General features: G+C 69.8%; 18 protein-coding genes. 6 read left to right on the forward strand and 12 right to left on the reverse strand.

The annotated features are described in order from the left end of the window. Positions 1-108: 108 nt before the first annotated feature. From HDA32_RS27165 to HDA32_RS27175, 3 genes are all read left to right on the forward strand, one after another. Positions 109-330, forward strand: coding sequence for a hypothetical protein (locus HDA32_RS27165; RefSeq protein WP_179645854.1), 222 nt, complete (start codon positions 109-111; stop codon positions 328-330). Between the two features lie 511 nt (positions 331-841). Next, positions 842-1,618 (forward strand): GAF and ANTAR domain-containing protein, encoded by a 777-nt coding sequence (locus tag HDA32_RS27170; RefSeq protein ID WP_179645855.1) that lies wholly within the window; start codon positions 842-844, stop codon positions 1,616-1,618. Between the two features lie 200 nt (positions 1,619-1,818). After that, positions 1,819-2,097: a GlsB/YeaQ/YmgE family stress response membrane protein gene (locus HDA32_RS27175; protein WP_179645856.1), complete on the forward strand. Its 279-nt coding sequence runs from the start codon at positions 1,819-1,821 to the stop codon at positions 2,095-2,097. A 294-nt stretch (positions 2,098-2,391) separates the two neighbouring features. Here the strand turns inward: HDA32_RS27175 and HDA32_RS27180 are convergent, their stop codons facing one another. The 10 genes from HDA32_RS27180 to HDA32_RS27220 form a co-directional block, all read right to left on the reverse strand. Continuing rightward, positions 2,392-4,452 (reverse strand): WD40 repeat domain-containing serine/threonine protein kinase, encoded by a 2,061-nt coding sequence (locus tag HDA32_RS27180; RefSeq protein ID WP_179645857.1) that lies wholly within the window; start codon positions 4,450-4,452, stop codon positions 2,392-2,394. Positions 4,453-4,563: 111 nt separating this feature from the next. Continuing rightward, entirely contained in the window at positions 4,564-6,750 is a 2,187-nt protein-coding gene (locus HDA32_RS27185) for a WD40 repeat domain-containing serine/threonine protein kinase (RefSeq protein WP_179645858.1), read from the reverse strand. 168 nt (positions 6,751-6,918) lie between these two features. Further along, complete coding sequence (locus HDA32_RS27190; protein ID WP_179645859.1) at positions 6,919-7,326, reverse strand: YybH family protein; 408 nt, start codon at positions 7,324-7,326, stop codon at positions 6,919-6,921. Positions 7,327-7,605: 279 nt separating this feature from the next. After that, positions 7,606-9,003, reverse strand: a complete 1,398-nt coding sequence (locus HDA32_RS27195; RefSeq protein ID WP_179645860.1) for an AAA family ATPase — start codon at positions 9,001-9,003, stop codon at positions 7,606-7,608. Positions 9,004-9,231: 228 nt separating this feature from the next. Then, positions 9,232-9,585 carry a DUF5808 domain-containing protein gene (locus HDA32_RS31610; protein ID WP_179645861.1) on the reverse strand — a complete coding sequence of 118 codons (354 nt, stop codon included), beginning with the start codon at positions 9,583-9,585 and terminating at the stop codon, positions 9,232-9,234. Positions 9,586-9,882: 297 nt separating this feature from the next. Further along, on the reverse strand, positions 9,883-10,236 hold the full coding sequence (locus HDA32_RS27205; protein ID WP_179645862.1) for a DUF559 domain-containing protein: 354 nt from the start codon (positions 10,234-10,236) through the stop codon (positions 9,883-9,885). 109 nt (positions 10,237-10,345) lie between these two features. Further along, complete coding sequence (locus HDA32_RS32250) at positions 10,346-10,789, reverse strand: type IV toxin-antitoxin system AbiEi family antitoxin (RefSeq protein ID WP_512700861.1); 444 nt, start codon at positions 10,787-10,789, stop codon at positions 10,346-10,348. A gap of 195 nt (positions 10,790-10,984) precedes the next feature. Continuing rightward, entirely contained in the window at positions 10,985-11,737 is a 753-nt protein-coding gene (locus tag HDA32_RS27210; RefSeq protein WP_179645863.1) for a hypothetical protein, read from the reverse strand. Next, positions 11,734-12,375, reverse strand: coding sequence for a DUF4352 domain-containing protein (locus tag HDA32_RS27215; RefSeq protein ID WP_179645864.1), 642 nt, complete (start codon positions 12,373-12,375; stop codon positions 11,734-11,736). The genes HDA32_RS27210 and HDA32_RS27215 overlap by 4 nt, the downstream gene beginning before the upstream one ends. A 141-nt stretch (positions 12,376-12,516) precedes the next feature. Beyond that, positions 12,517-14,217: a TIGR04141 family sporadically distributed protein gene (locus tag HDA32_RS27220; protein ID WP_179645865.1), complete on the reverse strand. Its 1,701-nt coding sequence runs from the start codon at positions 14,215-14,217 to the stop codon at positions 12,517-12,519. 207 nt (positions 14,218-14,424) lie between these two features. Here HDA32_RS27220 and HDA32_RS27225 point away from each other — a divergent pair, with 207 nt between their 5' ends. The 3 genes from HDA32_RS27225 to HDA32_RS27235 all read left to right on the forward strand — a co-directional run bounded on the left by HDA32_RS27225 (position 14,425) and on the right by HDA32_RS27235 (position 19,880). After that, positions 14,425-16,494: an N-6 DNA methylase gene (locus HDA32_RS27225; RefSeq protein WP_312863349.1), complete on the forward strand. Its 2,070-nt coding sequence runs from the start codon at positions 14,425-14,427 to the stop codon at positions 16,492-16,494. Between the two features lie 120 nt (positions 16,495-16,614). Beyond that, the gene (locus HDA32_RS27230) at positions 16,615-18,585 is read left to right on the forward strand and encodes a type I restriction-modification system subunit M (protein WP_179645867.1); all 1,971 of its coding nucleotides are present in this window, start codon (positions 16,615-16,617) and stop codon (positions 18,583-18,585) included. Next, positions 18,582-19,880 (forward strand): restriction endonuclease subunit S, encoded by a 1,299-nt coding sequence (locus HDA32_RS27235; RefSeq protein ID WP_312863350.1) that lies wholly within the window; start codon positions 18,582-18,584, stop codon positions 19,878-19,880. Before HDA32_RS27230 ends, HDA32_RS27235 begins: the two co-directional genes overlap by 4 nt. A gap of 69 nt (positions 19,881-19,949) precedes the next feature. On the opposite strand, the gene HDA32_RS27240 is transcribed toward HDA32_RS27235, so the two are convergent. Together HDA32_RS27240 and HDA32_RS27245 are read right to left on the reverse strand one after the other, a co-directional pair. Next, entirely contained in the window at positions 19,950-20,471 is a 522-nt protein-coding gene (locus tag HDA32_RS27240; protein ID WP_179645869.1) for an ATP-binding protein, read from the reverse strand. A 2-nt stretch (positions 20,472-20,473) separates the two neighbouring features. Next, positions 20,474-20,812, reverse strand: a complete 339-nt coding sequence (locus HDA32_RS27245; RefSeq protein WP_179645870.1) for a hypothetical protein — start codon at positions 20,810-20,812, stop codon at positions 20,474-20,476. Positions 20,813-20,896: the final 84 nt, after the last annotated feature.

A 20,896-nucleotide genomic window follows, 5' to 3' on the forward strand; every position in this document is an offset into this window, starting at 1 on the left:
GCCGAGACCGTCCGCCGGGCTCCCTGCGCGCGCGGGGCCGTCCGGTGTCACGGACCGATATCGGGGTAGCGGGCCGGGCTCATGATCCCGAGCCCTGTGGAGACCGCGATGACCGAGCACGCGCAGCACGGCGACGAGGACCCGCGCCACCACGCAGAGCAGTTGCGCGGCCTGCTGACCGAGGTGATCGAATACGCCCGCAACGACGCCAACAAGGTCGCGGACCCGAAGGCCCAGGGTCTGTTCGAGACCGCCGCCGAGGTCTGCATCGGGTTGACCACCGCGCTCCAGCACTACGAGGCGCGGTCCGAGCGCGCCTGGGAGCGCTGATCGCCCGGTGCCGCCCGCCGCCGAGCGGGCGGCGCCGCACCGATGCGCAGTGGTCCTGGCTCCGGAAGGCCGGAAGGCCGGAAGGCCGGAAGGGGCCGGGCGGACCGGGAGGCCCTGTGCCCGTTGGCCTCCGGTCTCTTCTAGACTCGTTTCTTCAAGGTCCGGAAGCGTGGCCTAGATTTCAGTGACCCTGCGCGTCTCATGCACCCGCGTGGCCTGTGAACCAACGGGCCTCATGACGCCGCAAACGCATATCCGCTCCGCCGCGACCTCATCGGATTCACGATGAGGACTTCGGTGTGCACGCGCCCGATCTCCCTCCGGGGACGATCGGCGGCGTCGGTGCGGAGCGCGCGGGGCCGCCGGAATCAGTCGTCGGCGCCACACATCCCCGTGGCGCGAGCCATAGGTGCCACGGCACGGTGGAGATATTCCGGACCCGATGAAGAAGAGCCGAGCGAACAGCCGTTCAGCATTTCCGGAGGGAGCGCCCCTCCCGGAGCACAGGGAGTTGGTCGCAGCCCCCGCCCCCGGTGGCGCGGACGACCGGATCGCGCTGGTCCGGCGTCTGGTGTCGCTGACCGAGGAGCTCGGCAGCTCCCCCGGTCTCGAAGAGGCCGCCCAGCGGATCGTCGACGCCATGGTCGGCGACCTCGACCTGTGCGACCACGCCCACGTCACCGCGCGCACGGGGAAGAACGGCCCCTGGATCACCGCGCACAGCGACGGTGTCGCCAAGCGGCTCGGCGACTCCTACGTCTTCCTGGGCACGTCGCCGAAGCTGCACATCACCCTGGCCGATCCCCTCACGCGCACCGCGACCGAGCACAGCGACGGGCGCTGGACCCGCTTCCTGACCAGGGCCGCGGCCCACGACGTCCGGAGCATGTACGCGGCGCGCCTGACCACGTCCAAGCGCAGGATCGGCGTCCTCACGCTCTACTCCGACAGCCCCGACGCGTTCGAGGAGCAGGGGACGGCGCTGCTCGCGACCGTGACCGACCACGTCGCGATCACCCTGCAGCACAAGATCGAGGTGGCGAACCTGACCCGGGCCCTGAGCACCCGGAGCCTCATCGGCAGCGCACTGGGCATCCTGATGGAGCGGCACAGCATCGCCGAGGAGGAGGCCTGGAAGATCATCAGCAGGACGTCCCAGGAGCTCAACATCCGGCTGGTCGACATCTGCAGGCGGGTGGTGGCCGACACCGAGGCGGCCGCGTCCCCCGAGGAGCCGTCCTCCTCGGAGAAGTCCCCACCGCGGGAGGAGGCGGAGGGGAGCGGCTGAGACCGGCCGAGGGCACCCCCTCCGTCGCCCCCGGCCGGTGTCCACGCCCCTCCTCGTGGGCAGCCGAATCCGTCCGCCCGGGCGAGTCCGATCCTATTCACAAGATCACGTCCATGAGAGGTGATCACGAAACGATGCGTTAGTTTCGGTGAATCGGGCAGAACGCACAGTGATGGCTCTCCTATCGAGGAGGTGTGATCGTGGAGATCACCGGCATCATCAGTGCGCTCGTCATCGGCCTGATCATCGGGGCTCTGGCCCGGCTCGTCCTCCCGGGCAAACAGAGCATCCCGATCTGGCTGACCATCCTGGTCGGCATCGTCGCCGCCTTCATCGGCACGGCGATCGCGGGGTTCGGCGGGTACGCCGAAACCCCCGGCATCGACTGGTGGGAGCTCATCACCCAGCTGGTCGTGGCGGTCGTCGGCGTCTCGGTGGTCGCCGGCCTGTGGAGCGGCCGCAAGGGCAGCCACAGGTAGCCGCACCCTTGGCCACCGGGGGTCTTTCACCCCGGCCACAGGAGTTCGCGGTGAACGGGCGGTCCGCCGTTGTGGCCGAAGGCCCGTGTGCGGGGTGCCCGGCTCCGCGCGAAGCACACCGGCCGTTTTGCGGTCCAGACCGAAACCCCGGTATCGGCCCGACCCAAGGCACGGGTCGCTTCGCGCACGGATGCGACGTTCACCTCAATGGGTCTTCGGCCACACGGGAGGACCGCACCCGCACGGACCCCTCCTGCGGCGGGCCTTGAAGACTCCTGGGCCGGGACTGGACTCTCAAGCCAGCTCCCACACCTGCACCGTGCTGTTGTCGTAGGCGGCGGCCAGGAGGGAGCCGTCGGGGCTGAAGGCCACCGCCGTGGGGGCCGCGCCGTCCGGTGATTCGAGGACGGTGATCTCCTCCTGCCCGGCGACGTCCCACAGCCGCAGGGTCGGGTCGAAGGACGGCCCGATCAGCTCGCGGACCTCGGGGTCCTCGGGTTCGACCACGCCGACCCCGGCCAGCAGGCCGCCGTCGGCGCTGTAGGCGATGTCGTGGACCGGCCCGGTGTGCCCGGTGAGTTCGCCGTACTCCTCGCCGGTGTGGGCGTTCCACAGCTTGACGGAGTGTCCCTGGCCGGACGTGGCGATCGAGTCGCCGTCCGGGCTGAACCGCACGTCCCAGACCCGCTGCGACGCCTCCAGCACGAAGACGCTCTCGCCGGTCTCCGGTTCGAAGACCGCGGGGGCGGCACCGCCGACCGCGGCGATCCGGTCGCCGTCGGGGTGCCAGGAGATCTGCATCCAGAACCCCGCGCCCGAGGCGCCCGGCTGGGCGAAGAAGTCGGTGACCATCTCCATCTCCTCCGACTCCGTGTTCCAGACGGCGAGGTTGCCGTTCATGCCGGCGGTCGCCAGCCGGTCGCCCGAGGGGGAGAACTCCACGTCGCTGACCGGGACCCCGCCGCCGTGCAACTGCGCGGTCCAGGCATCGCCCTCCACCGGCGTGAGCCGCACCCGCCCGTCGCTCAGGCCGAGGGCCCCGATGAGTCGATCCGCGTCCGGGGCGTAGGCGATGGACTCGGCGCCGTCCCCTTCGGGCAGGACGTTGTCGCCGGCCGGCAGGCGGTCCTCCATCCGCCACGCCTGGTAGAGGTCGGGGCCGCCCACCGAGAGCCGGTCGCCTTCGGGGTTGAACGCGAGTTCGGTGATGTCGCGGCCGCCGGGGTCGGTCAGCACGAACGCCGGTTCGGCGAAGTCCTCGGCGGTGAGGTCCGTGGTGGGCGAGTCGGGCACCTCGGGACCGGCGGCCTGGGAGGACGCGGCCGCACCGGTGTCGGCCGCCGTCCCGGCGTCGGCGGCCCCCTCCCCCGGCAGCAGCCGGACCGCGGTCAGCGTGCCCGCTGCGACGACCACGGCGGTCCCGGCAGCGGCGGCGGCCAGCGGCCACCTCCGCCTGCGCATCGGGCCGGCCGTGCCGTCGGCGAACTCCCGGCCCCGCCGCTCCATGGACTCGACGCCGTCGCGCGCCTGCTCGGGCGGCCACGCGGTGCCGTATCCCGCGGGTTCGAAGCGGTCGATCAGGTCGTCGGGCGTGGGGCGCCGGACGGGGTCCTTGGCCGTGCAGTGCTCGATGACCTCGTGCAGCGACTCCGGAACGCCGGCCATGTCGATGTCGGCGGTGGCGATGCGGTACAGGACCGCCGGCGTCGGGCCGTCGCCGAACGGGTCGCGCCCGGTGGCCGCGTAGTACAGGACGCCGCCCAGCGCGAAGACGTCGGAGGGGTAGGAGACCATGTGCCCGTAGGTCTGCTCGGGCGACATGAACCCCGGGGTGCCGATGATCTCGCCGGTGCGGGTGGGCCCGCCCGACTCGGTGGTGCGCGCGAGGCCGAAGTCGATGACGCGGGGGCCGTCGGCGGCCAGCAGCACGTTGCCGGGCTTGAGGCCGCGGTGCACCAGGCCGGCGGCGTGGATCGCGCGCAGCGCCTCGGCCAGGCCGAGCGCCAGCGCGTACAGGGAGTGCTCGGGCAGCGGCCCGTGCTCCTTGACCGCCTCGCTCAGCGAGGGGCCCGCGACGTACTCGGTGGCCAGCCACGGCTGGGCGGCGTCGGGCTCGGCGTCCACCACCGCGGCGCCGAAGTGCCCGCTGACGTGGCGGGCGAGCTCGGCCTCACGGGCGAACCGCCGGCGGTACCCCGGCTCGGCGGCGAGGTCGGACCGGATGACCTTGATCGCCACCAGCCGGTTCGCGGGCGAGCGGCCGAGGTAGACCAGGCCCATGCCGCCCGCCCCGATGCGGGCGAGCAGCGTGTGGTGGCCGATCGCGGCCGGGTCCTTCTCGGTCAGCGGTTTCACGCCGGACTCCGTTCGTCTTCTCCATCGTGGCCCAGGTGTCAGGGCCTCCCCGCTGTCTGAGAAAGCCCCGACCTTCACTGCTTCATGGGGTGGTGGGGGGCGGTGGGCTGCTCAGGGCCGGGTCCAGACCGTGGCCAGGCCGTTCTCGTACCCCACGGCGACGCGCGTTCCGCCGGGGTTGAAGGCGAAGGCGGACCCGGGGACCGGGCTCTGCTGCGAGTCGTCGCCGCCGATCCATTCGCCCGTGGCCAGGTTCCACATGCGGACCCTGCCGAACTCGTCACCGGAGACCAGGACCTCGCCGCCGGGGTCCACCGCCATGGCGGTGACCGCGCCCTCGTGCCCGGCCAGGGCGTGCAGCTCCTCATGGGACTCCGCGTCGAACACGCGGACCATGTGGTCCTCCCCTCCGGTGGCGATCCGCTCGCCGCCGGGAATAGGGACCGCCGTGACGCCGCCGGACGCCCCCGTGTCGAAGCGGTCGCGTTCGGCCCCGGTCGCGGGGTCGACGACGCGCACGGTGGAGCCGTCCGCGACCACCGCGCTCCCGCCGTCGGGGTGGAGGCGGAACCCGGCGCCCCGCGCCTGCTCCGGGGTCGGCAGCCGCGCACCGGAAGCGACGTCGAAGCGCGTCCAGCCGTCCGCGCCGACCACGTACAGAATGTCACTCTCCGCACTGAAGTCGGCACCGACTGTTTCAGGGTAGCGTTCGGCGAGCGGCAGCCCGGCGGATTCGGCGGAATCGAGTCCGGCCTCGGACACCGCCGGGACCACGGTGCCGGTCTCGCCGGTGGCGGTGTCGGTGAGCAGGACCTCTCCGGTGACCGAGCCCGTCGCCCGGTACGCGCCGTCCGGGGAGAAGGCCACCGATCCCACCAGCGGCTCCCCGCCGTGCTCGACGTCCTCGTGCCCGGCGAGCTCCGCGGTCAGGTCCCATCGGTCGAGCTTGCCGAGCCTGGCCGTGTACAGCCGCTCGGGCTCGCCGGGGTCGAAGGCCAGGGAGGTGACGGGGGCGGCCTCCGGATCGTCGCCCCGGTCCTCCAGCAGGTCGGGGTGGGTGTCGCCGGAGACGAAGTCGGCACCCCACGCCGGGCCGGGCGGCGGCGGGTACAGCGTCTCGTCGCGCCCCTCGGAGGCCCCGGCGCCCCCTCCGGCCCCTTCCGAGCCGGCCTCCGAGGTGGAGCGCTCCCGCAGGTAGAGGTCTGTCCCGAACGCCGCCCCGCAGCCGGCGACCAGGGCGGCCGCCGGCGCGGCCGCGACCGCCGTCCGGCGCCGCCGGCGGGAGGGGGCGCCGGACGCCGGGGCCGGCGGTGCGGCGAGGCTGCGGCGCGCCAGGCGGTCCCGCTCGGCGATCAGCTCCCGCACCGGCGGGGGCAGCCATCCGGCGTCAGCCTGCGGGACGGGGACGGGCCGCCGATCGGAACCCGGCTGCGCGGCGGGGCCGCCGGGCCCGCTGTCCCCGGAGGGGTCCGGACCGGAGGAGAGGTGTCCCGGCAGGTCCCGGACCAGGTCGTCGGGGGTGGGGCGGTCGCGGGGATCCTTGGCCAGGCAGCGCCGCAGGGGGTCGCGCAGCCCCGGCGGCACGGCGCCGAGGTCGGGATCGTCGTGCACGATGTGGAACAGCACCGTGCGCTCGTCGCCGCCGAACGGGGGCCGCCCGGCGGCGGCGTGGTGCAGCACGGAGCCGAGGGAGAAGACGTCGGAGGCCGGGGTCACCGGGAGGCCGTTGGCCTGCTCCGGCGACATGAACGCCGCCGTCCCCAGAACCTGGCCGGTCCTGGTCACCGATGCGCCGTCGAGAACGCGCACGATCCCGAAGTCGATGACGCGGGGACCGTCGGCGGCCAGCAGCACGGTGGAGGGCTTGAGGTCGCGGTGCACCAGGCCGGCGCGGTGGACGGCGCGCAGCGCCTCGGCCAGGCCGGGCGCGAGCGTGGCCAGCGAACGGGCGGGCAGCGGCCCGCACCGCTCGACCGCCTCGCGCAGCGAGACGCTGGGGACGAACTGCGTGGCCGGCCAGGGCGTCTCCGCGTCGGGGTCGGCGTCGACCACGGGGACGCCGAAGACGCCGCCCACCCCGCGCGCCGCCCCGACCTCCCGGACGAACCGCGTGCGGAGGTCGGTGTCGCCGGCGTGCCCGGGATGCACCACCTTGATGGCGAGCAGCCGCCCCGACTTGGAACGCCCCAGGTAGACCCGTCCCATGCCGCCGCCACCGATGCGTGCGAGCACCCGGTACCGGCCGACCCGCCGCGGATCGGCATTGGAAAGGGGCTGCACCCGAACCTCCGGACTCATGGGGATATGGGGAGGGCGTGCCCACCGGGCGGGGCGCGAGTGCAATATACGACGATGATTCGGTTACCGAAGGGTCGGCGTCGTGGAACGACCGGATGTGGCCGAAGAAGTTCAGGCACCGGGATGCCGCCGCGCGGCGGCATCCCGGTGCCGGTCAGGCGATGCCGGTCACGCGGTGCCGAAGGGGTTGTCGATGACGTATCGCCAGAGCCCGTCCCGGCCGCGCCGGGCGACGTCGGCCGCGGTTCCCTCCAGGTGGACGTCGGAACCGTCGCGCGCGGTGCCGCGAATGGACCAGTCGACGACGAGCAGGGCGATGTCGTCGGCGGTGTAGACGTGCCGGGTCCGCGCGTCGATCGGCAGTCCCAGCCGGAGCAGATGCTCGACGGCGCCGACCCGGGCCGGGCCCGTCATGGGCTGACCGGGTGCGGGCACGAGGACACCGCGATCCTCGTAGGCCAGGTCGACGGCGCGCGAGTCGCCGGAGTTGAACGCGGCGGCGAAGACCGAGTGCAGCAGAGCCGGATCGTCGGGGAGAGCCGCGCGGGGGCCGTGGGCGTCATGATTGGTCGTCATGACATACACATCATAACGCGGGAGGATGCCGCTCCGCCTTACCGGGGGTCGTGAAGCCTCAGTCGAAGGAGGGATCCGCGGTGGCCGGATGATGGCGCGCGTCTTCCTTAACCCCAGGGAGTCGTGAACCTCAACCACAGGAAGGACCCGCGGTGACCGGGCGATCCTCTCGCGCGCCATCCCTCCCGGGGCGAGCCGTGGCTCCAGGCAGGGCCGAGGGCGGCCGGGACAAGCCTCCTGGAGCCAGGCTGCAGACCCCCGGACCGGAGCCGCCGCCCCTCAGCGGGTGGGGTACGTGGTTCTGAGCGTGAGTCCGGAGACGGCGACCAGGCGCCCGCTCCCGGCCTCCCGGCCCGCGCCGGCGGTCCCCGAGGCCGTGCCGATGGCCCAGGGCCCCGCGGCGGCGGCCTCCTTTCTGGCCACCACCGCGTCGAACTCGTCGTCGGCGACCTCGGGGACCGCGCCGTAGCGGCCGGTCAGGTAGCACAGGGCCCGGTTCGCCTCCCCTTCGTCCTGGTAGTCGCTCAGCGGGAAGAGGTGGGAGGCGCCCTCCTTGTCCTTCTCTGCGAACCAGACCTCCTCGCGCCGGAGCGCGTTGCCGCCCCGGATCCAGCCGAGGAGGGCGATGTCGTGGCTGGAGAAGACGAGCTGGGCGCCCTTGGGGTTGGTCGCCGGGTTCTCGAACAGCTCGATGAGCTTGGCCGACAGGTGCGAGTGCATGTTCGCGTCCAGCTCGTCGACGACCAGGACCGAACCGGAGCGCAGCGCGGCCATGATGCGTTGCCCCAGTTCGAACAGCGCCACCGTGCCGTGCGACTGCTGCCGGATGCCCAGGGGCTCGACCGCGCTGTCCGCCGCGCGGTGGTGGAAGAGGACCTCGACGCGGCCGAGGGCCTGGACGCGGCGCCTGCGGAAGCTCTCCGGGGTGCCGGCGTAGCGCTCCTCGATCTCGGCGATCTCGCCCTCGGTGGGTTCCTGCCGCTTGAGCTCCAGGCGCTCGATGCCGGTGTCCGCCGCGCGCAGCAGCCCTTCCAGCTCCTTCATCCAACCGCCGTCCGCCGCGCGCGCGGCGTGAGCCTGCGAGGCGGGCGAGCGCTCCGCGAACCGGAAGGCCAGCCGGGACACGAACCAGTCGTAGACCGGCCGCACCGCCTCCTGCCTGGACCGCGCGGCCACGGTGAGGAAGAGCGCGTTGTCCTCCGTGATCTCCTTGACCTGGCTCATGGAGCCGGGCAGGCTTGCGCCGAAGCGGTAGCCGTCCGGGTCGCGCTCGAAGACGACGCGGCGCTCACCCCTGGGATAGGAGTGCAGCCGCTCCCACACGACCTGCGCGTCGTCGACCGAGAACCCGTAGGTGTAGCGGACTCCGCCGAGCCGGAGCTCCACCGCGTAGGTGGAGGGTTCGGTCAGGCTCGCCGCGCGCAGCGCGAAGGGGAACCGCTCGATCCCGGCGTCCGGCTCGTTCTCCGTCATGGACGAGCGCACCATCCGCTGCATGAACCGCATGGCGTCCAGGAGGTTGGACTTCCCCGATGCGTTCGCCCCGAAGATGCCCGCCACCGGGAGCGCCGGCTCCTCCGTCTCCGGTTCGGCCGCGGGTTCGGACAGGGGGACGAGCAGCAGTTGCTGCCTGCCCTTGAGGGATCGATGGTTGGACGCCTGAAAACTCAGCAGCATCCGCGGCCTCCCTGGAACGCCAGAAATCATTACGGAGAGTTACTATAGCGGCGCGCACCGTGAATGACTGCCTTGGCCGACGAAGGCGCCCTGGTGTTTCGTCCCGCGGCCGCCCCGTTTCACCCCCGATGACCCGGCTCCGCGCTGCGGGCCGGGCCATCGGGCCGGACGCCCGGCTCCGCGGGCCGTCCACTCCGTCCGCTCCACCCGCTCCGGTGCCGGATCGGGTCAGGGCCGCAGCTCCCAGCCGTAGAAGGGTCCCTCCTCGGGCAGCAGACCCCAGATCCCCAGTCCGGCCAGGACCGCGATGACCGCCAGGAGCACGCACGCGATCGCCAGGCCCGCCGGGTGCCCGACGTTCATCGTCCATCCGACGCCCATGGCCCGCTTGGACACCCACACCGCGGGGTCGGCGCGGTTGGCGTAGACCGTCCCGGCGAGGTGCCAGAAGCGGTCGTCGTCGCGCTGGACGTAGCCGGTGTCCTCGTCGGCGGGCGCGCCGTGCCGCAGCCGCCACCCGCCCTGGCCGACGGCGAGGACGACCGCGATGGCGCCGACCGCGGCGGCGAGGCCCACAGCCACGTCCAGGTGCTGAAGAACTTGCGGAACTCCACGGAGATCAGTCGAAGCGTCATCGGGTCTCCTGCTACTCGGCGCGGGCGGTCGGCGGCTTCGGTCAGGTCGGTCAGCGCGAGCACCTCGTCCACCCTGCGCGGGGCGATCCCCGCCGCGTGGCAGTAGATCCGCAGGTGGGCGCGGCCGCTGCGCGCCGGGTGGAAGTTCGACGCCTCCAGCGACGCCCCCACCACGGTGAGCGGATCGGTCAGGCGGGCGTAGGCCCGGTCACCGATCACGACGCCGCGCAGATCCCCCGCACCTTCATACGAGATCACCACGCGCCCTGTTCTGCCGCTCACGCTTCCGTAGCGCCTCGATGCGATCGATGTTCCTGCGAATCACCGCCATCCGCGTCCTGCCGGGGTCCCATCCTCGCTCCGACAACCGCCCGAGAAGCTGACGCAGGAACACACCAGGATCGATCAGCACGCCTGCCTGAGTGCAGACCAGCACATTCCATCCCATGTCCCGCAAAGCGGCTCGACGCGCATGGTCATGCATACGGTCTTCGGGGCGGCCGTGGTGCTCTCTGCCGTCGTATTCGACCCCTTGCCGGTACTCCGGAAACCCCAAATCGATATAGCGATCGCACCCCTTCCCAGTGATGACGTGCACCTGCAGATCAGGGCGAGGAAAGCCGGCGTCGACGATGCAGCAGCGCGTCCAGCTCTCCGCGGCGACTGGGCGCGTGGGTCCGCGAGTTCGACCACGTCCCGAAGCGTTCTCACTCCGGCGCGCCCCTCATGTCGGCGCACCTCCGCAGCAGGTCCACGCGAGAAACCCCGATACGAACGAACTGGTCAAGCGCTGCCAGCGCCTCCAAACGGGGAAGGAGCCGTCCACAGTCAAGAGCGGTCCGTTCGAGGGTGGTGGCTCTCACGCCTTCCATGGATATGGCGTCCTGCTCAGGCACCTCCCATCGGTACTCGCGGCATCCAGCCCGCCATGGTTGCCGCTTATCGGGAGGTACGGCGATCTCGACGGGCCGGATCCGGCTCTCCGTACCGTGTGGAAGAACATCCAGCCCCCAGAGCCGGGCGGCGGTCCGGCCCACGACGATGGCATGGGGCGGGAGGTAGGAAGCCAGGAGCCGGGCGCGGTGACTCGGGGATTGCCGCTCACTGTTCCGGAGAGCAGTGAACCCGGAGGAGACAGGTGGCTTCTGCATGATGCGAGGATGCCGGCGAGGCAGGATTCCCGGAAGTCGTTCTTCACGGCCTGTGGAAAAGCCTGTTCGAGGGCAAGGTGCAGGTTGGTCTGCGCGGCGCCGGGGCGATCCCTGAGTGGGCCTTCGGCCCACGCGAGAGGATCGCCCAGTCGCCGCGGAGAGTTGTGGGGGGCGACCGAGGTGTGCGAGTCGTGGTCAGTCGAGCGCCATGGACCATTCGCCGTCGGCCTCGACCGCGATGACGGCGGTGTCCGTCGGCATGAGGACCTCGCCGTCGTAGGAGCCGATCTCGTTGACGAGGAGGTCGGAGTCCTCGCCGTAGGCCCACACGGCGAAGTTGCCCTCTCCGGCGTGGGTGGCGGCGACCGTCTGCAGCCCGGCGGACTCCTCGGCGAAGAGGAGCACGTCGTGGCCGGTGCCGGAGACCTCGTCCCCCTCCCAGACCCGGGCGTCGGTGAGGGGCCTGAGTTCGACCGTCCACGCCCCGTCGGCCTCGACCTGCACGGCCGCCATCTCGTCACCGACGTGGCCGTTGTAGAGGACGGTCCCCTCGTAGGAGCCGATCTCGTTGGCGAGGAACTGGTCCTCCTCGCCGGAGGAGTTCACGCCGTGAACGATGAAGTTGGCCGAGCCGTCGTGCGTCATGGTGGCGATCCGCGGGTCCTCGTGGAGCTCGACCTCCTCGACCGCGTCGCCGTTTCCCTCAAGGGAGACGGTCTCGGGCGGGGTGTAGGCCGGTTCGGGTTCCTCGGTCTCCGGTTCCTCGGTCTCCGGTTCCTCGGCCTCCGGTGCGTCGTGGGAGTCGGTGTGGGAGTCGGCCGGGCGGGACGGGTCGTTCCCGTCCGCGATGGGGGCGTCGGCGGCGGCGGGGGCGTCCTGCCCGCCGCCGCAGGCGGTGGCGAGCAGGGCGAGGAGGACGCCGACCGTGGTCAGAAGGTGCGGGTTCATGACAGGGACACCGTCACGCCGTCGCTGAACGCGGAGTCGTGCAGCTCGATGCGGTCGGGCTGGACGTCGGCGGGGACGTCGTAGATGACCTGGGCCTCGACCTTGTTGCCGGGGTTGATCTCGTTGAGGAACGATTCCGCGTCCTCACCCAGGTAGATCTCGGCGCCCGTGTCGTTGGAGTACTCGGTGTCGTCGGCGTCGACCAGCGTCTGGTTGGAGCCGTCGAACATCTGGGCCCGGTCGCCGATGTTCTCCACGGTGACGTGCACGATCACGTACTGGCCCTGCGGCGTCTCGGACAGGACCCCGTCCCCCACCGACTCCACGCCGGTCTCGACGTCGGTGACGGTGAACGCGAACTTGCCGTCCTCCACCGTGTCCCCGATGCCGGCCGCAGCCTGCTCCTCCTCCGCACCGGCCTCGGCGTCCCCGCCGTCGCCGGCGGAGGCGCCGCCCTCGGCGGCCGTGTCGGAACCGGAGGAACCGGGGTCGGTGCTCCCGCTGTCGATGCTCGCCACGACGGCGACGCAGCCGACGAACCCGAAGAGGACGCAGACGCCGAGGGTGATCAGTGAGGCCCACAGGCATCCGCGGCTCTTCTTCGGCGCGGGCTGGGGGTATCCGGGCTGGTAGTTCATTGTCGTCTTCCTTAATCGTCGAGGAGCGGAGCGCCACCCCGGGAATCCGGGCAGCACGAGCAGAGCGGACGACGCCGCGGGGTCTTCGGGAGTGGAGGACCGGAGGGCTGGAGGTCTACGGGCGGAGAGGGCGGAGGAGGGTCAGGCGTGCGGGATGCCGACGAGCTCGACGTCGATGTTGCGCTCGTCCAGGGCCTTGGTCGTGCGGTAGAGCTCGACCTGTGCCAGCGGGTAGAGCGTGTCCACGTCGACCTCGCCGTGGTTCCTCAGATGTACGGCGAAGACCACCGTGCGCGGCCTGAAGGACTCATCGATGTCGCGGTCGGGGTCGAGCTCCTTCACCCGCCTCACGAAGCGCTCCCGGGCTTCAGTCTCGAATTCCAGGCTCTCCAGAGCCGATCTGACCTGGATGAACAGGTGACTCAACGCGGAAGCCGAAGCGGCCTGCTTGACGTGGATGAGCCGGTTCCCTGGACCGAGGAGGTCGCACAGTTCGATGCCGCGCCCCCAGTGCGCGGGAGTCTTGACGAGGTTCCTGTCCAGGCACAGGTATCCCGCGGCCGGATCGTGGACGCCGTCGTTGTAGTCGCCCTCGTCGCCGGCGCCCCAGGCCGGCAGCTCGATCGGTGATCCCCGTGAGAGCAGCCGTTGCAGGTTGTCGCGGACGGCCTGGAGGTAGTCCGCGCCGTAGCGGTACCAGTGCCCGTGGCGAAGGACGAAGATCTCCGACTCCATGTTCACGGTGGCCTCGATCCAGTCCAGTGGCCTGGTGTGCTTCCGGATCTCCCAGCGTCCGTCGGGGTCGGAGTAGAGCTGGATCCATCCGGCACGGAGCGCGGCGACCACGTTGCCCGTCTGCAACTGCTTGAGCCGGGCCACGAGGTGGGTCCGGAGACTGTCCGGGTCGCAGTCCGTCCGCAGTGGGCAGGACTTCGGGCCGATACGGGCGACGAAGGAGCGGGTCCTCTCCAGATCGTCGAGGGCGTCCTCGGGCGGGGCGATCGCGAGCTCCAGGGATTCGGGGTCGCCCAGGCATTCGGCGAACAGGTCCCACAGGACCTGCAGCCGTTCGGGATCCCGCTCTTCCGTGTGGGCCTCGAGGATGCGGAAGTCATCGCGGGGGTCCACCGACCGCTCGACCTCCGCGATCCACCGGATGTCGTTGACCAGGTCGCCGGGAGCGACTCCGAGGCGGGTGCGGACGCCGTCCGCGCAGTCCACATAGGGGAGCCGTCCCGTGATCCCGGTGTAGGTGAGCCCGTTCGCTCCGGAGCGGACCCGAAGCCCGGTGACGATGTCGCGCTCGGGGCGCACACCGTAGGTCCGCACGTTCCCCCCGTGGGCGATTCGGGTGTGCTCGTAGCGACCGGGCACGTCCATCCGTCGGCGGCGGACCGTGGTGACCGCGGTGGAGTCCGCCACCCGCGCCGCGAAGCGGCGTCCGAAAGCGGATTCCCTGAGTTCTCGCGGGACGAGGTGGTGGCCTTCTCCGTAGCTGAACGCGTACACGGACGCGTCGACGGCGATCAGCACCGTGACCGCCGGATTGCCGACCTCCAGTTCCATGTGGAGTCCGGTGGTGCTCCGGGCGTTGTCCAGCCAGTCGGGAGGGTGAACGCCGCCGCGTAGTCCGTGGACCACCACGGCGACCATGCCACCGACGTTCACACTCTCCATGCGCAGCCCGTCATTCCGCAGTCCCTGTTCGTCGAACACGGCACGCATGTCTTCGGGGCGCGGTTCGACTCCGATGAGGCGGTGCAGGGTGAGTTCTTGTGTACGTGCCGCGACACGCTTGCCGCAACGGCGGCTCGTCCTGGTGCCGACGTGTGAGTTCGACATGCGGGGCCTCCTCACCGGAATGTTTGCTTTCCTGGAGCCTCAGACCATGCCCCATCAACCAAGACAATAGAACCATAGCTTGTGAACCTAGTCAACGGAGACTTAGCCACTCTCTTACTTAAACAGTCAAACAGGCGTACGATAGAGTGCACGTCGCAGCAGCTGAGCACAGGAGTCCTCATGGCGAACACCCCGTCCGGAACAACCGTGAACTCGGTTGAGATCGCGCGCCTGGCGGGCGTGGGGCGGGCGGCCGTCAGCAACTGGCGACGGCGGCACGCGGACTTTCCACAGCCTGTGGGCGGCACCGACGGGAGTCCGCTGTTCGACCTCGGCCAGGTCAGGGCGTGGCTGATGAAGTCGGGCAAGTTGAACGAGGACGACGATCCGGCAGCCGCGATCGAGACCGCGTGGAAGGCGCTGGACCCGCTGCGCGCAGGCATGGACGGCGCCGACGCGGTCGCCCTGGTGGGGGCCGCTCTGCTGCTGGCCGAAAGAGAGCCGTCCGGCCTGGAGGGCCTCGCCGGAACCGAGTTCGCCGACCGGCTCACGGAGATCATGGCGGCCGAGGAAACCGGAACGCCGCCGCTGCCCCTGCCCGATGTTCACACGCTCCGAGCGGCCCTGCTCGACGCCGTCCGCTCCGTGAACGGGCTCGGGGACGCCGCGCACGCCTTCGAACTGCTGCATCAGCGCTACCTGACCTCGGTCGCGCGCAACTTCTTCGCCGACACCCCCGAGGTCGGCGCGCTGATGCTGGGGCTGGCCGGCCGCCCCGACGGCACCGTCCTCGACCCCTCGTGCGGCACCGGCTCGCTGCTGCGCACGGTCGCCGAGGCCGTCCCCGGCGCCGCGGTCATGGGCCAGGAGATCGAACCGGCGGTGGCCCGTCTGGCCCGCGTCCGGCTGCTGCTGGCCGGGGGCGACCCCGACATCCGCTGCGGCGACTCCCTGCGCGCCGACGCGTTCCCCGGTCTCACCGCGGACGCCGTGATCGGGCATCCGCCGTTCAACCAGGTCGATTGGGGTTTTGAGGAACTCAGCCTGGACACCCGGTGGGAGTACGGGTTCCCGGCGCGGCGGGAATCGGAACTGGCCTGGGTGCAACACGCCCTGGCGCACGTGCGGCCGGGCGGGGCCGTCGTCATGGTGCTCCCGCCCACTGTCGCGTCACGCAGCAGCGGCCGACGGGTGCGCCGCGATCTCATCCGGCGCGGTGCGCTGCGGGCGGTGATCTCGCTGCCCGCGGGCGTCACCCCGCCGATGGGCGTCCCCCTGTCCGTCTGGGTCCTGCGCCGCCCGGTGCAGGGGGAGCCGGTGCCGGGCGAGGTGCTGCTGTTCGACGCCGCCGACGGGCAGGACGCGGCCGCCGGTCCGGGGCCGGAGGGCTCCCCGCCATGGCCCGACGTCGCGGCGACCGTGATCGAGGTCCATCGGATGTTCACAGAGGACCCCGCGACGGTGGTGGAGCGGCCGGGGCGCCACCGCGTCATGCCGGTCTCGGATCTCCTTGACGAGTCGGTGGACGTCACCCCAGGCCGCTACCTGCAGCGGCCGGGACCCGGTATCACCGACCTGACCGGCGACCGCGACGAACTGCTCCGGCTGGCGGGCGCGCTGAGCGACGCGCTGCCGGCGGTACGGCCGGGCGGGGGCGGCAACGGCGGCCACCAGGCGATGATCTCCATCGGCGACTTCGTCCGGACCGGTGGGCTGGAGATCCTGCAGGCGCGGTCGGCCGATGACGCAACGGGAAGTGGCGGCGGTGGCGGCCGGGACAGCGTCGCCGCCCTCACCGGCGGGGACGTCGTCCACGACGGCCCCCCGTCGGGCCGGGTGCCACGGAGCGGCGACGTGGTCCGGCTCAGACCGGGTGATGTCGTCCTCCCCCGGGTCACGCGTCGACCCGCGGCGCGCGTGGTCACCGATGAGAAGGCGGTCCTGCACGGAACCGCCTATGCGCTGCGGCCCGATCCCGACGTTCTCGACCCGTGGTTCCTGGCCGGGTTCCTGATCGGCGCCGGCGCGTCCTTGGCGGCCACGTCCACCAGCAGACCGGGGACCACCCGCGTATCGGACCTGCGGAAGGTGGAGGTGCCGAGGCTGCCGCTGACCGAGCAGCGCGCGTACGGCGCGACGTTCAAGCAGGTGACGGAGTTCCGCCGGATGGTGAAGCGGACCTATGCCGTCGGCAGGGGGCTGTGGACCTCGATGGCCGAGGGCCTGGCGGCGGGGACGCTGCGGCCGGGGGCTCCCGATTCCCCCGAACAGGAGTGAGCGCCGACACCGCGGCGCGACAATGGGAGGGGCGTGCGGGCGGCCGGGTGTCGGTGCCGCAGGGGAGACTCAAGACCCATTCCGCATATCCACGTATCCACGATCGGCGAGGGACGGCAGTTGAGCACGGATCAGGGACGACTCGAGCAGTTCATCTGGCAGGTGGCCGACCTGCTGCGGGGCAGCTACTCCCAGGCCGACTACCGGAAGGTGATCCTTCCGTTCACGGTGCTGCGCCGGCTGGAGTGCGTCCTCGCCCCGACGCGTGACGCGGTGTTGGCGGAGAAGGACCGGCTGAAGGACATGGGCGTCGAGGACATGGACCTCATGCTCACAGACGCCAGCGGGTACGGCTTCTACAACCGTTCCGGACTCACGCTCAAGCGGATCGCGGTGAGCACCGAGCAGAACATCGTGGCCACGAACCTGCGGACCTATCTGGCGAACTTCTCCGAGAACGCCCGGGAGATCTTCGAGTCCTACGAGTTCGACAACCAGATCACGAAGCTGGTGAAGGCGGACCTGCTCTACCAGGTGGTGGGCGAGTTCGCCGGGATCGACCTCAGCCCGGAGACCGTGGGCAACCACCAGATGGGCTACATCTTCGAGAACCTGATCCGCCGGTTCTCGGAACTGTCGAACGAGACCGCCGGGGAGCACTTCACCCCGCGCGAGGTCGTGGAGTTGATGGTGAACCTGCTGCTGGCCCCCGACGAGGAGCGGTTGAAGGAGTCGTTCCTCATCGACATCCTCGACCCGGCGTGCGGGACGGGCGGCATGCTGACGGCGGCCGAGGAGTTCATCAAGAAGCGCAGCCCGGACACCGAGGTGGACGTCTTCGGCCAGGAGATCAACCCGGAGTCCTACGCGATCAGCCGATCCGACCTGCTGATCAAGGGCGAGAGGGCCGACAACATCGAGTTCGGCAACTCCTTCACCCAGAACAGACACGGCGACCGCCGGTTCCACTACCTGCTCGCGAACCCGCCGTTCGGCGTGGAGTGGAAGCAGGCGAGGGACGTCGTCGAACGCGAGCACAGAGACTTGGACTTCGACGGCCGGTTCGGTGCGGGACTGCCGCGCATCAACGATGGCTCTCTGCTGTTCCTGCAGCACATGGTTCACCACATGCGCGATCGGGAGGAGGAGGGCGCGCGCATCGCGATCGTCTTCAACGGTTCCCCGCTGTTCACCGGCGGAGCCGGTTCGGGCGAGTCGGAGATCCGCCGTTGGATCCTGGAAGAGGACCTGTTGGAGGGCATCGTCGCCCTGCCCGACCAGCTCTTCTACAACACCGGGATCTCCACCTACTTCTGGATCCTGTCCAACCGCAAGAGCGATGCCCACAAGGGCAGGGTGATCCTGCTGGACGCCCGCGACCAGTGGGCGAAGATGCGCAAGAGCTTCGGCAACAAGCGCAAGCAGATCACCGGTCAGCAGATCGACGAGTTGACAAGTCTCTACGTCAACGCGCTGGAGGAGGGCGAGAGCCACCCGAAGGTGAAGGTCTTCAAGCCGTCGGATTTCGGTTACCACCGGATCACCGTCGAGCGGCCGTTGAAGCTGCGTTTCGAGGTGACGGAGGAGACTCTGGCCGAGCTGGAGTCGAGCCGCCCCCTGGCGAAGTACGAGGGCCGCGAAGTACTGACCGCGGACGTGAAGAAGCTGGTCGGCCGCGAACCGGTGTGGACGAAGCAGGAGTTCACCAAGGTGCTGTCGGAGACGTTGTCCGGCGGGCTGAAGGGACTGCCCACACCGGTGAGGAAGGCGGTGTGGGCGGCGGTGTCGGTCACCGCTCCGGAGGGCGAGGTGCAGCGGAAGAAGGACGGCTCACCAGAACCCGATCCGGACCTGCGCGACTACGAGAACGTGCCGTTGGAGGAGGACGTCCACGCGTACTTGGAGCGGGAGGTCCTGCCGCACGTCCCGGACGCCTGGATCGACGAGGACAAAACCAAGGTGGGCTACGAAATCCCGTTCACCCGGCACTTTTACGAGTACGTCCCGCCTAGGCCGCTGGAGGAGATCGACGCGGAACTGAAGGAGCTTGAGGGAGAGATTCAGCGGCTGTTGGGAGAGGTGACGGAGTGAGCTTGACCGGCACTCCGCCTCCTAAGGGCTGGGAATGGATTCCACTGAAGCACGTGACCACGGTACTTCGACGTGGAACGACACCGAACTACGCTGATGACGGCCCAGTGCGGGCTATTAGTCAGGCATCGAACCAGCCCGGCGGACTCGATTGGTCAAGGACTCGCTTTCATGAACACGATGGCTCTACGAAAAAAATCAAGGGTATCCTTCAGCCAGGTGACATACTCATCAACTCGACCGGGCGCGGAACCTTGGGACGGGTTGGATATTTCAGCGGCGGGCCAGACGGGAAGCTCTGCATGGCGGACGCACACGTAACGGTCGCTCGCACGGACGCCAATCGCTGGGATCCCCGATTCGCATTCTATTACTTAAGCAGCGACCTCTTCTACAGCTACATCTACTCAGCGCTGGTCATCGGAGCAACGAACCAGATCGAACTTAGCGGTGACCGTCTGGCGTCGGCCCCTGTAATCCTGCCACCCTTGGATAAGCAGCGGCATATTGCCGGATTCCTTGATGCCGAGCTGACTCGGATCGATCAGGTTTCCAGTCTCTTCAAAGAGAGTGACTGGTTGGCACAAGAACGTAAACAAGCTTTGCGCGCGTCCACCTTAGAGCAGCTTGCGCAAGATCACGGAGAGGTCCCGCTTCGTCGGTTTGTGACTAAGATCGAGCAGGGAGAGAGCCCCCAATGTGAGAGCTCCCGTGCAGGAGACAGCGAATGGGGCGTTCTAAAGCTGAGTAGCATTAAGGATGGCACCTTCTCCTCCGATGAGAATAAACGCCTCCCTGAAGGAATACGCCCCGAACCGCGCTTCGCAGTGCGCACAGGAGATTTGCTAGTCACCCGAGCAAATACACCGGAACTCGTCGGCGATACCGCTGTAGTCACCGATGCCTACCACCGGCGCCTTCTTCCTGACCTAATCTATCGCGTCGGGCTAACCGATGCACTGTTGCCAGAGTTCGCAGCGATTACACTACGGGGCCCCCGAGTACGAGGGCTTATCCAGGCAGTCGCCCGAGGCTCGTCCCAGTCCATGGTCAAGCTTCGCGGTGAAGATATCCGCGCTTGGCCAATCCCGCGAGCTCCGGTCGATGTACAGCGCCTAGTCGTTTCTTCACTTGAAGAGAAATTCACCCAGCTCGCAGAACTCCGAGCTAAGGTCAGCCACCAGCTCTCCCTTCTCGCCGAGCGCCGACAGGCGCTCATCACCGCCGCTGTCACCGGTCAACTCGACGTGACGACTGCCGGACGGGCGGGGAAGGTCGCGGCCTCGGGGGTCTGAGGGGAAGTGAGCGGCTGTGGGTGACGACGCGCGTGGGAGACAGCCGCTGTCTCGAGGAGAGGTCGGGCGTTATGAGCGCTGGGCGGGGATGCGCAGGCCGGCCTTTGTCATGAACTCGGCCCAGGTGATCATCGGGCCGTCGTAGTCGTCGCCGTGCTCGGTGGTGAAGATGCTCGTGTAGCCCTTCTCCGCATACGTCGGGCCGCCCTCCGCCGGGAGGCGGCCCCACTCCTTGCTCAGGGCCGAGGTGAGGAACAGACCGCAGCCGCCGGGGCGCCGGGGGTCGGGCATCAGCACCCGCGCCACCGTCTTCGGGCGGTCCGAGCGCGGCCCCTGGTCGACCACCTCCAGGTGGACCACGCCGTAGACCAGGCCGACGATGCTCACGAACACCTCGCCGCCGCGCTCCCCGGAGGCGGTGTGCGTGACCGCGTTGGTGAAGAACTCGCTGACCACCAGCTCGACCGGGTCGGCGACGTCCCTGAACGGCCGCATCAGTGTCCGCGCCCACAGCCGCGCCTCACGGCACTGGTCCACCGTGCCGGGAAACGTGCGCCCGGCCCGGACGGTGTACAGGTCGTCGTCGTTCATCGTCAGGCCACCGCCTTCACGTGTCCGCGCGGTTCGGGGCGCCGGGCGAAGAGGTCGATCACGTCGGCCTCCGTGGACGCGCCGAGAAAGCAGGCGGCCAACCCGGAAGAGTCAGCGGACATCTGTTCATGTTTACCCCACAAGTACCACCACGAGTCACCCGCCTGCACGGCCACGACCGCAACACGGCGGCCGCCGTCGCGCACGGTGTACAGGACGGGGTGGTCGGAGTCCGAGAGAGCGACGAGCACCCGCCGGCCGCGTTTACGCAGCTCGTCGGCGAGTCGAGCGAGCATCACCCGCCGGGTTTCGCCCGGTGTGGACGCCTTGACCAAGGACATGGACATTGTTTGCCCCCTCAGCATTGAGAGTGTTGCGATACTAATCGCAACAGTAGCTCAACACTCTCGCAATGTGCCAAGCTT

The sequence above is a fragment of the Spinactinospora alkalitolerans genome, assembly GCF_013408795.1.
Lineage (GTDB): Bacteria > Actinomycetota > Actinomycetes > Streptosporangiales > Streptosporangiaceae > Spinactinospora > Spinactinospora alkalitolerans.